Origin of the sequence: Pseudonocardia sp. CA-107938 (assembly GCF_050936315.1) — a bacterium.
In the GTDB taxonomy this organism is placed as follows: Bacteria; Actinomycetota; Actinomycetes; order Mycobacteriales; family Pseudonocardiaceae; genus Pseudonocardia.
Map to the genome: position 1 here is coordinate 5,920,973 of NZ_JBNJNA010000001.1, position 12,151 is coordinate 5,933,123.

13 protein-coding genes are annotated in these 12,151 nt (G+C 74.0%); 5 read left to right on the top strand and 8 right to left on the bottom strand.

The features are described from left to right. Positions 1–38: 38 nt before the first annotated feature. Together ACQEVB_RS29310 and mftD are read right to left on the bottom strand one after the other, a co-directional pair. A complete protein-coding gene (locus ACQEVB_RS29310) occupies positions 39–1,061 on the bottom strand; it encodes a DUF2157 domain-containing protein (protein WP_432978097.1) in 1,023 nt (340 codons plus the stop codon). A 25-nt stretch (positions 1,062–1,086) separates the two neighbouring features. Further along, a complete protein-coding gene (gene mftD, locus ACQEVB_RS29315; RefSeq protein ID WP_432978100.1) occupies positions 1,087–2,265 on the bottom strand; it encodes a pre-mycofactocin synthase MftD in 1,179 nt (392 codons plus the stop codon). 106 nt (positions 2,266–2,371) lie between these two features. Between mftD and ACQEVB_RS29320 the strand changes: the two genes are divergently transcribed. Continuing rightward, positions 2,372–4,555, top strand: coding sequence for an FUSC family protein (locus ACQEVB_RS29320; protein WP_432978103.1), 2,184 nt, complete (start codon positions 2,372–2,374; stop codon positions 4,553–4,555). Here ACQEVB_RS29320 and ACQEVB_RS29325 read toward each other — a convergent pair. Beyond that, on the bottom strand, positions 4,528–5,301 hold the full coding sequence (locus ACQEVB_RS29325; RefSeq protein ID WP_432978106.1) for a mechanosensitive ion channel family protein: 774 nt from the start codon (positions 5,299–5,301) through the stop codon (positions 4,528–4,530). The two genes, ACQEVB_RS29320 and ACQEVB_RS29325, sit on opposite strands and share 28 nt — an antisense overlap. A gap of 230 nt (positions 5,302–5,531) precedes the next feature. Between ACQEVB_RS29325 and ACQEVB_RS29330 the strand changes: the two genes are divergently transcribed. Further along, complete coding sequence (locus ACQEVB_RS29330; RefSeq protein ID WP_432978109.1) at positions 5,532–7,049, top strand: ABC-F family ATP-binding cassette domain-containing protein; 1,518 nt, start codon at positions 5,532–5,534, stop codon at positions 7,047–7,049. Positions 7,050–7,138: 89 nt separating this feature from the next. Here ACQEVB_RS29330 and ACQEVB_RS29335 read toward each other — a convergent pair whose 3' ends face one another. From ACQEVB_RS29335 to ACQEVB_RS29345, 3 genes are all read right to left on the bottom strand, one after another. Continuing rightward, entirely contained in the window at positions 7,139–7,672 is a 534-nt protein-coding gene (locus ACQEVB_RS29335; protein WP_432978112.1) for a YceI family protein, read from the bottom strand. Between the two features lie 77 nt (positions 7,673–7,749). Beyond that, positions 7,750–8,424 (bottom strand): response regulator, encoded by a 675-nt coding sequence (locus ACQEVB_RS29340; RefSeq protein ID WP_432978115.1) that lies wholly within the window; start codon positions 8,422–8,424, stop codon positions 7,750–7,752. Continuing rightward, complete coding sequence (locus ACQEVB_RS29345; RefSeq protein ID WP_432978118.1) at positions 8,421–9,578, bottom strand: sensor histidine kinase; 1,158 nt, start codon at positions 9,576–9,578, stop codon at positions 8,421–8,423. The genes ACQEVB_RS29340 and ACQEVB_RS29345 overlap by 4 nt, the downstream gene beginning before the upstream one ends. Before the next feature lie 166 nt (positions 9,579–9,744). Between ACQEVB_RS29345 and ACQEVB_RS29350 the strand changes: the two genes are divergently transcribed. After that, on the top strand, positions 9,745–10,206 hold the full coding sequence (locus ACQEVB_RS29350) for a DUF1707 SHOCT-like domain-containing protein (RefSeq protein ID WP_432978121.1): 462 nt from the start codon (positions 9,745–9,747) through the stop codon (positions 10,204–10,206). Here ACQEVB_RS29350 and ACQEVB_RS29355 read toward each other — a convergent pair. Next, positions 10,137–10,931, bottom strand: coding sequence for an esterase/lipase family protein (locus ACQEVB_RS29355; protein ID WP_432978124.1), 795 nt, complete (start codon positions 10,929–10,931; stop codon positions 10,137–10,139). The genes ACQEVB_RS29350 and ACQEVB_RS29355 overlap by 70 nt on opposite strands. Positions 10,932–11,020: 89 nt before the next feature. Beyond that, positions 11,021–11,188 (bottom strand): hypothetical protein, encoded by a 168-nt coding sequence (locus ACQEVB_RS29360; RefSeq protein WP_432978127.1) that lies wholly within the window; start codon positions 11,186–11,188, stop codon positions 11,021–11,023. A 73-nt stretch (positions 11,189–11,261) separates the two neighbouring features. Between ACQEVB_RS29360 and ACQEVB_RS29365 the strand changes: the two genes are divergently transcribed. Together ACQEVB_RS29365 and ACQEVB_RS29370 are read left to right on the top strand one after the other, a co-directional pair. Continuing rightward, positions 11,262–11,765, top strand: a complete 504-nt coding sequence (locus ACQEVB_RS29365; protein ID WP_432978130.1) for an O-acetyl-ADP-ribose deacetylase — start codon at positions 11,262–11,264, stop codon at positions 11,763–11,765. A gap of 72 nt (positions 11,766–11,837) precedes the next feature. Next, positions 11,838–12,104: a GlsB/YeaQ/YmgE family stress response membrane protein gene (locus ACQEVB_RS29370; RefSeq protein ID WP_432978133.1), complete on the top strand. Its 267-nt coding sequence runs from the start codon at positions 11,838–11,840 to the stop codon at positions 12,102–12,104. Positions 12,105–12,151 lie beyond the last annotated feature (47 nt).

The window sequence follows — 12,151 nt, forward strand, 5'->3', positions numbered from 1 at the left end:
CGATCGGACTGCTCCGTACGGCCGCGACCTGGACCTGCTCAGAGGGCGATCGCGACGGCGGCCACGGCCGTGCCCAGCGCCACCACGACCGCCGCGGGGATCGCCAGCGTCGGGGTACCCCGCTGCACCGACGAGCCGGCCGCCCTGCGCCGCCGCGCGACGAACAACCCCGTCCCGACGAGCGCGATCCCCAGCACCAGCAGCACGAGCGCGACGACGACGGTGTCCGGGAACCGGTCGGCCACCACCCGCGGCACGGCGACGAGCGTCGCCACCGCGCCGACGCCGAGCAGCACCAGGTCCCGCTCCGCGACACCGCCGACGACCAGCAGCGCGGCAGAGCCGATCGCGAGCACCGCGCCCCAGGCGCCGTCGGCGAGGGCGACCGACCCGAGCACGACCGCGACGCCGCCGCACACGTACGCCGCGGTCCGCGGTGTGACCACGCCACCCCACCCGAGCAGCTGCCACGCCAGGCCGGCGCCCCACACCGCGAGCCAGGCGGACTCGCCGGTCGTGGCCGGCAGCAGCTCCGTCGCCGTTCCCGCGGTGGTGACCAGGGCCGCGACGAACGCGACGTGCTGGGGCACCGCATGGTGCGCCCGCCACAGCACGCCCGCGTAGACGGTGGCGCAGCCCGCGGCCAGCACGACCGCGGCGTCGGTGTCGAGGCCGAGCACCTCCTCGCCCAGCAGTCCGACCGCACCGGCCAGCGCGGCGACCGACAGCAGCCACACCACCGCGCGCAGCCGCCCCGGCGCGCCCGTGTGCGGGGCGGGCGCGGCAACACCGGCGACGAGCAGCACCAGCGCCGCGACGGCGGCCACCGCGAGCCGCCCGGCCGTGCCCAGCTCCGCCCAGAACCGCCCGGTCAGCGTGATCGCCGCGACCAGGACGAGGATGCCGCCGACGTAACCGAGCGCCTCGGCGAGCAGCGACGAGCGCGGCGCCGCTGTCCGGTCCGCCTCCGCAGCGCGGATCGCGTCCGCCTGCGCCGGTTCGATCAGCCCGGCCTCGACCCAGCGGTGCAGGGCGGCGTCGAGATCCGGTGACGTGGGCACCCGTCGGACGGTAGCGGTCCGGACGTCAGGACTTGCCGGTGCGCGTGAAGTTCTCCGGCACGATGAGGTCGTCCGGCACCAGGTCGTGCACCGACCCCCGGCCGAGCCCCAGCAGCGCCTCGTCGATGCCGCTGCGCAGGATCTGCAGCACATTCGCCACGCCGGCCTCGCCGTTGGCGGCCATCCCCCACAGGTACGCCCGCCCGATCAGGACGGCACGCGCGCCCAGCGCGAGCGCCTTCACGACGTCGCTGCCGCGGCGGATGCCGCCGTCGAGCAGCACCTCGACCTGGTCACCGACGGCGTCGACGACGGCGGGGAGCGCGCGGATCGAGGCGGGCGTGCCGTCGAGGTTGTTGCCGCCGTGGTTGGAGACGGAGATCGCGGTGGCGCCCGCGTCGACGGCCCGGCGTGCGTCGTCGGGATGCATGATCCCCTTGATCGCGAAGGGCCCGCCCCACTGCTCGCGCAGCCACCGGATGTCGTCCCAGGTGGGCAGCGGGGTGGTCATCCACTCGTAGTAGGCGCCGAAGAACGTGGGCGCCTGCTGGCCGGGGTCGGCCAGGTTCGGGGTCGTGAGGTCGGGCAGCGCGCCGCTCTTCACCCAGTCGAGCAGGTACCGCGGTCGCGACAGGCCCTCGGGCGCGAACTTCAGCATCGCCTTCAGGTCGAACTTCTCCGGGATGGGCGGGCTGCCCCAGTCGCGGCGGTGCGCGAACGTCCAGTCCAGCGTCAGGATCAGGCCCTTCGCGCCGGCGGCGCGGGCCCGTTCGGCGCGGTGCAGGATCACGTCGCGCCCGCCGACCCAGTACGACTGGAAGAACGTCTTCGGGTTGGCCGCAGCGACTTCCTCGATCGACTTCGAGGCGAACGACGACAGGCCCATCGCGGTGCCGGCCGCGGCCGCGGCGCGGGCCACCGCCAACTCGCCGTCGGGGTGGACGGCCTGCACGCCCGTCGGCGAGATCAGCACCGGGAACTCGACGTCCTGGCCCATCACGGTCGTGGCCTGGCGGCGTTCCTGCGGGAGGTCCGCGATGTGCGGGCGGAACCCGATCTCCGCGAACGCGTTGACGTTGTCGTCGAGCGTGATGCCCTGCTCCGCCCCCGCGACCAGCGCCATGTACACCGACTTCGGCAGGCGCTTCTTCGCCCGTCGCTGGGCCTCGGCGACCGACTCGAACCACTCCTTCGTGCTGGCCATCGCCGGTACCTCCAGTGGGTGGGTCGGGAACGGTCCGGCGGATCCTATATCGCCGCGGCAGGGTTGTGGCACCCGGTGCCGAATCTCGTCGTGCCAGACTGCCCCGATGGCGTGGGGGACGCGGTTCGCGGCGGCGCGCACGACGCTGACCGGCGTCGACCCCGGCCTCGAACGGCTGCGGTTCGCCGGTGTCGCGGTGCTGGCGATGGCGCTCGCCGTCGCCGCGATGACGGTGGTGCGGGCCACCACCGGCGAGCCCGTCACCGTGGTCTTGATCGCGGCGGTGCTCGCCATGATCTCCAACCTCGCGGTGAACGAGCCGACCCTGCCGCGCCTGCGGGCCACCACCGCGCTCATGGCGCCGCCGGCGCTCGCCGCCGTCGCCGCGGGCACGCTGCTCGCCCCATACCGGCTGCTGGCCGACGCGGTGTTCGTGGCCGTGATGGTCGGCGCCGTCCTCATCCGGCGCTCCGGGCCGCGGGGCACCGCACTCGGCATGGCGTCGGTCATGGGGTTCTTCTTCACCCAGTTCCTGCAGGCCTCCGTCACCCAGCTGCCGTCGCTGCTGCTGGCGGCCGCGCTCGGCATCGGCTCGACCCTCCTGCTGCGCGGTTGGCTGCTCGCCGAGAGCCCGCGCCGCACGGTGGACCGGATGCTGCGGGCGTTCCACGCGCACGTCCACGGGGTCGTGGCCGCGACGGGCACGCTGCTGGCCACCGACCCCGACGACACCGCCCGGCGCCTGCAGGCCTCCCGCGCACGCCAGACCCGCATGAACGCCACGGCACTGCTCGTCGCGGAGCGCCTCGACCGGCTCCCGGACGACCCGGACGACGCCGCCCGGCTCGAGCTGCGGCTGCTCGACACCGAGCTCGCCGCCGAACGGCTCGCCGTCACCGCGCGCCGGCTCGTGTCCGGCGCCGACGGTCCGAGCACCGAGCAGCGCCGCGCCCTCCGCGCCGGGCTGCGCGACCTCGCCGCGGCAACAGCGACCCGCACCCCTGTCGACCGGCGCCGGGAGCTGCTCGACGCCGCTCGACGCAGTGTCACTCCCCTGGTCGCGGAGACCGACGGGCTGGGTGATCGCGCACAGCGGGTCGCGTTCGCCGTCGCCCGGCTCGCGGACGCGCTGGACCCGGACGCCACCAGCACCGTCCCCGCCCATCCGGGCTCCCCCGACCTGCCCGAGCCCGCACCCGATCCGCAGCCGGCCGCTGCGCCCACCGGGCCGACGACCACCACCCGGCAGGCCGCGCAGGTGGGCGTCGCGACCACGCTGGCGATCATCGGTGGCGAGCTGGTCTCGCCGGCCCGCTGGTACTGGGCAGTGCTCACCGCGTTCGTCGTGTTCACCGGCACCACCAGCCGCGGTGACGTGCTCGCCCGCGGCTCCCAGCGGCTGGTAGGCACGATCGCCGGGGTCGCCGCCGGCATGGCGCTGGCCGTGCTCGTCACCGGGCACGAGCTGCTCGCACTCGGCCTGCTGCTCGCCTGCGTGTTCCTGGCGCTGTACCTGGTGCGGCTCTCGCAGGCGCTGATGGCGTTCTGGATCACCGCGGTGCTCGCGCTGCTGTACGGCCTGATCGGCCAGTTCAGCGTCGAGACGCTGCTGCTGCGGGTCGCCGAGACCGCCGTCGGCGCGGTCGCCGGCATGCTGGCCGGCTTCCTGGTGCTGCCCGTCCGCACGCGGCAGGCGTTCGGCGAGGCACTGGACGCGGCGGTCGCCGCCGCGGACGCGGTGCTCGCGGCGGCGACCGCGCACCTGCTGGGACGCCCCGCACCCGGGACGGTCGAGCTGGCCCGCGACATGGACGACGCCCTCGCCACGCTGTGGCAACGCGGCCGGCCGCTGGACAGCCGGCTCACCTGGCTGCGCAGCAGCACCCGGTCTAGCTACCACCGGACGGTGCGCGTGCTCGGCGCCGTCGACCACTACACGCGCCGGCTGGTCCGCGTCGCGGACGGCGTCACCGTGCCGGAGTGGGCGCCGACGCTCGAACCCGCCGTCGCGCGGGTCCGGGCCAACCTCGCCGCGCTCCGCGATCTCGTGCACAGCGAGGGCCGCACCGGCGACGTCCGCTCGGCGGAGGACGTCGTGGACGCCGCGGAGGCGGCCGCGGCCCGGCACCGCGATCCGCGCGAGCGGGCAGAGCTGCTGACGGTCGCGCGCCTGCTGCGGCGCACCGACCAGACCGTCGTCGGGCTCGCCGCGAGCCTCGGCGGCGTCCGCGAACCGGACGCCGCCGAGACCGACCAGCGCGATCAGAGGCCGGAGTCGCTCGACGCGTAGTGCGTGTGCCCGTTGGCGCCGGCCGGCTCCGTGGCCGGGATCGGGCCGGTGGGGGCGTTGGCGACGGCACCGTTGCGGGCGACCGTCGCGGTCTCCTGCTCGGCGCGGTCGAGCATCCGCTCCCAGCGCGAGCGCATCGGCCCGATCAGGCCGCCACCGACACCGACGACGAGGATGCCGCCGATCGTCGCCAGCACCGTGATCAGCACGGGCAGCGTGACCTCGACGGCGACGCCGATCTGCGAGAGCGCCGCGATCACGCCCAGGCCGATGATGAAGACCTGCGCGATGGTCGCGACGACCCGCCCGTAGGACAGCGCCGACATCATGCCGCCGACGAGGTCCTTCACCGCCGCCGCGATCGCCGCGGTCACCACCACGATGATCATCGCGACGATGATGCGCGGCAGGAACGTCACGATGCTCGCCAGCAGTGCGCTGACCGGGTTGTCACCGAAGGCGCCGAACGCGATCTGCAGCGTGATCAGCAGGATCGCGTAGTAGACGATCGCGGCGATCAGCCCGCTCGCGTCGTACTTCGAGCCGGCCAGCATGGTGGAGAGGCCACCCTTGGCGACGGCCCGTTCGAAGCCCACCTTGTGCAGCACCATCGTCACGAGCTTGCGCAGGCCCTTCGCGACCAGCCACCCGATCAGCATCACGACCAGGAACAGCAGCAGCTTCGGCACGAAGGCGGCGACCATGCCGATCAGGTCGGCCAGCACCCTCTGGATGTTCTCCAGCATTCGTTCAGTCCTCTCCGGAGGCGGTTGCGGGAGTGGACATCACCCCGACCCGTTCGATGTACCCGCAGTGCGTCCGAAAGATCACACTGTGTGATCCCTGTGGGTGTCACCCGACCCGGTGCGAAATGCGTTTGCGGCCGTGTCGGAGTCCGTCGTACGGTCAATTCGTGCTCTTCAGCTGACGCCTGCGCCCGCCGTCCGGCCCGCCTCGTCATTCCTGGAGCACCCTCATGTCACGCACGACGGTCGTGTGCAGCGACCTCTCCTTCACCTGGCCCGACGGCACCCCCGTGCTCGACGCGCTCGACCTGGCCGTCGAGGGCGGGCGCACCGGCCTCGTCGGGGCCAACGGCAGCGGCAAGTCCACCCTGCTGCAGATCATCGCCGGGCGGCTGACCCCCACCGATGGCGACGTCTTCGTGGCGGGCAGCGTCGGCTACCTGCCGCAGACCGTCGCGCTCGACGCCGACGCCACGGTCGCCGAGCTGCTCGGCATCTCCGAGCGGCTCGCCGCCATCGCCGCCGTGGAGGCGGGCGACGCCACCCCGGAGAACCTCGCCGCCGTCGACGACGACTGGCTGGTCGGCGAGCGCGCCCTCGCCGTGCTCGACCGGCTCGGCCTGCGGTTCGGGCTCGACCGGCGGGTCGGCACGCTCTCCGGCGGAGAGTCCGTCCTCACGGCGCTGGCCGGGCTGCTGGTCGACCCGCCGGCGGTCACGCTGCTCGACGAGCCCACCAACAACCTCGACGCGCCGGCACGGGAACGGCTCTACGCCGCGATCGACGGGTGGCCGGGTGTGCTGCTCGTCGTCAGCCACGACCGGGAGCTGCTCGAGCACGTCGACCGGATCGTCGAGCTGCGCGGCGGGGTCGCCCGCACGTTCACCGGCACCTACTCCGACTACACCGCCGTGCTGGCGGCCGAGCAGGAGGTGGCGCAGCGGATGGTGCGGGTGGCCGAGGCCGACGTGAAGCGGGAGAAGCGCCAGCTCGTCGAGGCGCACGTCGCTCTGGCCCGGCGCAAGCGCTACGCCGACAAGGACTTCGCCAACAAGCGCCGTCCGAAGATCGTGATGAACGGCAAGAAGATGCAGGCGGAGGTGTCTGCGGGCAAGTACCGGAACATGCACCGGGAGAAGCTGGAGGGCGCCCGCACCGCGCTCGACGACGCCGAGGCCGCCGTCCGCGACGACGACCGCATCCGCATCGACCTGCCCGCCACCGCGGTGCCGGCCGGTCGGACCGTCGTCGACATGGCCGGGTTCGCGGTGCGCGGGCCGGAACGGATCGGCGTCGTCGGTCGCAACGGCTCGGGCAAGACGACGCTGCTCAAGGCGGTGCGCGACGCCGCGGCCGTGCCCGTCGGGTACCTGCCGCAGCGGCTCGACGTGCTCGACGACCGGCAGTCGGTGCTCGACAACGTCCGGGCCGCCGCCCCGAACGCCACGCCGCAGCACATCCGGGCGCAGCTGGCCAGGTTCCTCGTCCGGGGCGCGGAGGTGGACCGCCCGGCCGGGACCCTCTCGGGCGGCGAGCGGTTCCGGGTGTGCCTCGCGACGGTGCTGCTCGCCGACCCGGCCCCGCAGGTGCTGCTGCTCGACGAGCCGACGAACAACCTCGACCTGGACAGCGTCGCCCAGCTCGTGGACGCCCTCACCGGCTACAAGGGCGCGCTCGTCGTCGCCACGCACGACGCGCACCTGCTGGCCGACATCGGCGCCGACCGCATCCACCGGGTCGGCACCTGAGGTCACACATCGTCGGGCCCCTTCACACATGTCCGGACATGTGTGAAGGGGCCCGACGATGTGTGAGGCGAGGTGTCGCCCCGTGGACGTCAGCTCGGGTGGACGGCGACCGTCAGGTTCAGCGCCGCCGTCGGCCCCAGCAGCTGCTCCATCCCGGGGCGCGTCAGCAGGGCGCCGATCTCCTTCCTCGGGATCCGGCCCCAGGCCCGCAGGGCCGTTGTGCCGCCGGAGAGTCGCGGCAGCTCGACGGCGAGGCGCAGCGGCGCGACCGCGCGGTCGGTGCTCACCGCGCCCTCCACCAGCAGCCCGGCCGCGCGTCGGACGACTCGGTGGGAGCGGAACCCCAGCAGCGGGCCGGCCGTCGGGTCGACCAGGCCGGCCGCGGCGAGCATCGCGTCCCGCGCGGCGCTGCCGGTGGTCAGCGAGGCCGTCGCGACGTCGACGTGCATCCGGCAGCCGGCCACCCGGTCGTCGACGTCGAGGTGGCCGGTGGCCTGGGTGAACCGCCCGCGCAGCGCGAACAGGCCGCGGAACGTGGTCTCCAGCCGCAGGCTCGACGCGGCCGCGTCCACGATCCAGCGGCCCGGGTCCAGCAGGGCGGGAGTCAGGGTCGGCGCTGTCATGGGAGCCAGCCTCTCGGCTGCGGTCTGCTCCGTCGTCCCCCGGCAGAGGTAGATCGACTACCGCCCTGGGTGGACCCTCACGCCCAGCCGGGCCGCACCAGCCCGCTCTCGTACGCGAGCACGACGAGCTGGGCCCGGTCGCGCACGCCCAGCTTCACCATCGCCCGGCTGACGTGCGTCTTCGCCGTCGCCGGGCTGACGAAGAGCTCTGTGGCGATCTCGTCGTTGGTCCGTCCCGCGGCGACGTGCGTGACGACCTCGCGTTCGCGCTCGGTCAGCGAGTCGATCAGCGCGGCGAGCCTGCGGTCGGGACGCACGGCCCGCGCGCGGGTGGCGAACTCCTCGATCAGCGTGCGGGTCACGGCAGGCGCGAGCAGGGCGTCGCCGCGGTGGACCACGCGGATGGCGTGCACCAGCTCCGCCGGCTCGATGTCCTTGACGAGGAACCCGCTCGCGCCGAACCGGACGGCGTCGAACACGTAGGAGTCCTCGGTGAACGTGGTCAGGACGATCACCTTCACGCCGGCGAGCTTCGGATCGGCGGCGATCTCCTTCGTCGCGGCCAGCCCGTCGGTGCCGGGCATGCGGATGTCCATGAGCACGACGTCGGGCCGGTGCTCCCGGGCCAGCTTCACCGCGGTGGCGCCGTCCTCCGCCTCGGCCAGCACCTCCATGTCGGGCTGGGGGCGCAGCAGCGCCCGGAAACCGGCCCTGACCAGCGCCTGGTCGTCGGCGAGCAGCACCCCGATCACGCCATGTCCCCCCTTCCGGCGGGCAACGTGGCCCGGACCCGGAACCCGCGGCCGGGCAGCGGCCCGGCATCCATCGAACCACCGAGCGCGGTGGCCCGCTCGCGCATCCCGGGAATACCGTTCCCGCCGCCCGGTTCCGCGGAGGTGGACGGGCCGGGGCCGTCGTCGTCGACCTGCACGGTGAGGCCGTCCTCGGCGTAGGTCAGCCGCACCGACGCGTGCGCTGCGCCCGCGTGCCGGCGCACGTTCGTCAACGCCTCCTGCACGATCCGGTACGCCGCGAGGTCGACGCTCGGCGGCAGGTCCCGGCGCTCGCCGACCACCTGCACCTCGACGGGCAGCCCGGCGGCGCGCACCTCGGCGGCCAGCGCGTCGAGCCGGTCGATGCCGGGCATCGGGTGATGGGGCGGTGCCTCGTCCACCGCGCGGAGCACGCCGAGGGTGGAGCGCATCTCGCGCAGCAGGTCCTTGCTGGACTGCTTGATCGCCGCGAGCGCGGTGCGCGCCTGCTCCGGGTCGTCGTCGAGCAGGTAGAGCGCCACCCCGGCCTGCACGTTGATCAGCGAGACGTGGTGGCCGAGGACGTCGTGCAGCTCCTGCGCGATCCGCAGCCGCTCCTGCACGCCGCGGCGGCGCTCGGTCTCGGCGAGGGTGGCCGCCGCCTGCGCCACCCGTTCGCGGCGGGCGCGCCACCCCTCGCTGCCCGCGATCACCGCGGTGAGGACGGCGAGCCAGAACGCCGACCCGCTCCAGATCTGCGGATCGCCGCCCGTCCGGATCAGGTGGTAGGTGAGCACCACGGCGAAGGTCGCGCCGACGATCGCGTACGCCGGCCACCGGTGCCCGGCGATGATCGTCGAGGCCAGCAGCAGGAGCAGCGGCAGGAAGATCGGGCCGAACGCGTAGCCGAGCAGGAAGTACGCGACGGTGGCCAGCGCGGTCGCCGCGAGCGCCACCGGCCGGTTTGCCCGGCGGAACACCAGCGCCACCGGCCCGACCAGCAGGAACAGCACGCCCAGCCAGTCAAGCGGGCGGAACCCCGGCAGCATCCTGGAGGAGAACGCGGACCCCATGAGCGTCACGAACCCGACGCCGAGCGGCACCAGGACCGTGGGCAGGACGCCGCCCCACCACACCGGTCGCCGGATCTGCACGGGCACACCGTAGAGCGCGGGCGGCCGTCCGGCGTCGTACCGGCGGCGCAGGCCCGGGTACCGCCCGGGGCGTACGCCGGGCCGGCGAGGTGTCGCCGCGCAACCGACGCGCCGGATGCCCTACGCGCGGAGCATGGCCGGCATGAGCCTTCCGGACCCTCTCCCGATGCCCGATCCCGCGCCTGCCCGTCCTGTGCTCGCCGACGGCGTGCGCGTCAGCGACGCCGACCGCGAGGCCGTCGCCGCGCGCCTGCGCGACGCCGCCGCCGACGGGTACCTGACGATGCCCGAGGCCGACGAGCGGCTCGTCGCCGCCTACGCCGCGGTCACGCGCGCCGAGCTCGCCACCTTGACCACCGACCTGCCCGCCCCACCTCCTGCGCCGGTCGAGATCGGCCGTGGTGGGCTCACCCCGCGGGCCCGGCGGCGCCTGGCGGTGCACGCCGCGATCGTGGCGGTGCTGGCGATGAACCTGATCGTGCGGTTCGTGCTCTCGGGCGCGCCGTTCTTCTGGCCGATCTTCCCGATCACGCTGCTGCTCGGCACGCTCCTGCTGCACTACGCCTTCGCGCGCCGCCCGACGTGGTCGGACATCCAGGCCGTCAACCGGGGCACGACCGCCGCGTAGAGGTCGGGGTCGGTGCCCATGCCGGTGTGCGTGGCGGAGATCTCGACGCACTCGGCGTGCGGGTCGCACGACGAGCGCCAGGCCACCACGCCGTCGGCCTTGGAGTACACCGACAGGGCGGGCACCTGCAACGGCTGCGCCAGCGACGCGGCGGCCTGCTCGTAGCACGGTCCCGAGAGGCAGTCGGCGTCGAGCACTCCGGGAAGCCCCCAGGCGGCGGCGCGCGGCAGCACCTCCGCGAGCCGCGCGGCCAGCCCCGTGAGCTGCAGCGGGGCGACGACGGGGCTGCCGAACATCACCAGGCCCGCCAGCAGGTCCGGGCGGCGCGCCGCGACCAGCCTGCCCAGCTGGCCACCGCGGCTGTGCCCGACCAGCACGACCGGCGCGCCGGTCGCCTCGACGTGCCGTTCGACGACGGCTTCCAGGCGGTCGACGAGGTCGGTCGTGCAGCCGAACACGCCGGCGAGGCCCGAGCCGACCGGACGGTAGCCCCACCGGGTGAGCCAGCGGCGCATCACGCCCAGGCTGGCGTCGACGCCGCCGAGGCCGGGCACGACGACCGCGCCGGTGCCGCGGCCGACGTCGTGCGCGTCCCGCCACACCGGGTGCGCGTAGAGCGCCCGTCGACCGACCCCGGCGACCGGTCCCACGATGCGCCACCAGTCGTGGACCATCGTCTGCAGTCGCGGGAGCACGGGCTGGAGCACTCCGCCGTCCGCCGTCATCGTGATCACCGTCCCCGTGGTTCGGAACCGGGGACCCGGTCCGTTCACAATGGACGTACCCGGCCCAGCTGCAGGAAAACCCTGGTGGGTCAGCCCAGCGGGCCGAGCGCCAGCACGCCCAGGACGAACAGCACGACGGTCGCGATGAACAGCAGGGACACGATCGGGCCGGCCCACGGCGCGGCCACGAGGCAGGGAGCGGCGGCGTCCGTGCGGTCGTCGACCTCGGGGGCCGGCTCCGGCGTGACCGCGCTCATACCCGTTTCTCGGCGGAACGAGTGCCGCCGTTACCGATTCGTCTCCTGATCGAGGACTGGGCATGCTTGCCGGATGCCGGAGATCGTGTGTGTGCGTGGCGACATCACCGAGGCCGACGTCGACGCGGTGGTGAACGCGGCCAACTCCAGCCTGCTCGGCGGCGGTGGTGTGGACGGCGCCATCCACCGCAAGGGCGGACCGGCGATCCTCGCCGCGTGCCGGGAGCTGCGGGCCGGGCCGTACCCGGACGGGTTGCCGACCGGGCAGGCCGTCGCCACGACGGCCGGGGACCTGCCGGCCAGCTGGGTGATCCACACCGTCGGTCCGGTGTACAGCCGGCGGGAGGACCGGTCGGACCTGCTCGTCTCGTGCTACCGCGAGTCGCTGCGCGTGGCGGACGAGCTCGGCGCGGCCACGGTCGCGTTCCCCGCCGTCTCGGCCGGCGTGTACGGCTGGCCGATGGGCGACGCGGCGCGGATCGCCGTGACCACCGTGCGGGCGGCCGCCACGAGGGTCGCGGAGGTCCGGTTCGTGCTGTTCTCCGACGACGCGCTGGCGGCCTTCACCGCCGTCTGATGATCATCACCCGGAACCCCGCGTCCACTGTGCTCGTTGAGCTGTCACACGAGTCGGGGGAAGGAACGTCTCATGCTGTGGTCGATCATCGGTTGGATCGTGTTCGGGCTCATCGCCGGCTTCATCGCCCGCGCGATCGTGCCGGGCAAGGACGACATCGGGCTCCTGCGCACGATCGTGCTGGGCATCGCCGGCTCGGTGGTCGGCGGGGTGCTCTTCGGCCTGCTGACCGGCGGGTTCCGCGGGTTCCAGCCGGCCGGGTTCATCGGCTCGGTCATCGGCGCCGTGATCGTCCTGGTGATCTACAACAAGGTCACCGGGCGCAAGAACCGGGTGTGATCCTCGGGGTCGGGGTGGGGCCAGCCCCCACCCCGATCTCCGGGTCT

Excerpts from the sequence above, each read along its gene's own strand:
- mftD (WP_432978100.1), bottom strand. The coding sequence starts at position 2,265 with ATGGCCAGCACGAAGGAGTGGTTCGAGTCGGTCGCCGAGGCCCAGCGA.
- ACQEVB_RS29320 (WP_432978103.1), top strand. The coding sequence starts at position 2,372 with ATGGCGTGGGGGACGCGGTTCGCGGCGGCGCGCACGACGCTGACCGGC.
- ACQEVB_RS29325 (WP_432978106.1), bottom strand. The coding sequence starts at position 5,301 with ATGCTGGAGAACATCCAGAGGGTGCTGGCCGACCTGATCGGCATGGTC.
- ACQEVB_RS29330 (WP_432978109.1), top strand. The coding sequence starts at position 5,532 with ATGTCACGCACGACGGTCGTGTGCAGCGACCTCTCCTTCACCTGGCCC.
- ACQEVB_RS29335 (WP_432978112.1), bottom strand. The coding sequence starts at position 7,672 with ATGACAGCGCCGACCCTGACTCCCGCCCTGCTGGACCCGGGCCGCTGG.
- ACQEVB_RS29350 (WP_432978121.1), top strand. The coding sequence starts at position 9,745 with ATGCCCGATCCCGCGCCTGCCCGTCCTGTGCTCGCCGACGGCGTGCGC.
- ACQEVB_RS29355 (WP_432978124.1), bottom strand. The coding sequence starts at position 10,931 with ATGACGGCGGACGGCGGAGTGCTCCAGCCCGTGCTCCCGCGACTGCAG.
- ACQEVB_RS29360 (WP_432978127.1), bottom strand. The coding sequence starts at position 11,188 with ATGAGCGCGGTCACGCCGGAGCCGGCCCCCGAGGTCGACGACCGCACG.
- ACQEVB_RS29365 (WP_432978130.1), top strand. The coding sequence starts at position 11,262 with ATGCCGGAGATCGTGTGTGTGCGTGGCGACATCACCGAGGCCGACGTC.
- ACQEVB_RS29370 (WP_432978133.1), top strand. The coding sequence starts at position 11,838 with ATGCTGTGGTCGATCATCGGTTGGATCGTGTTCGGGCTCATCGCCGGC.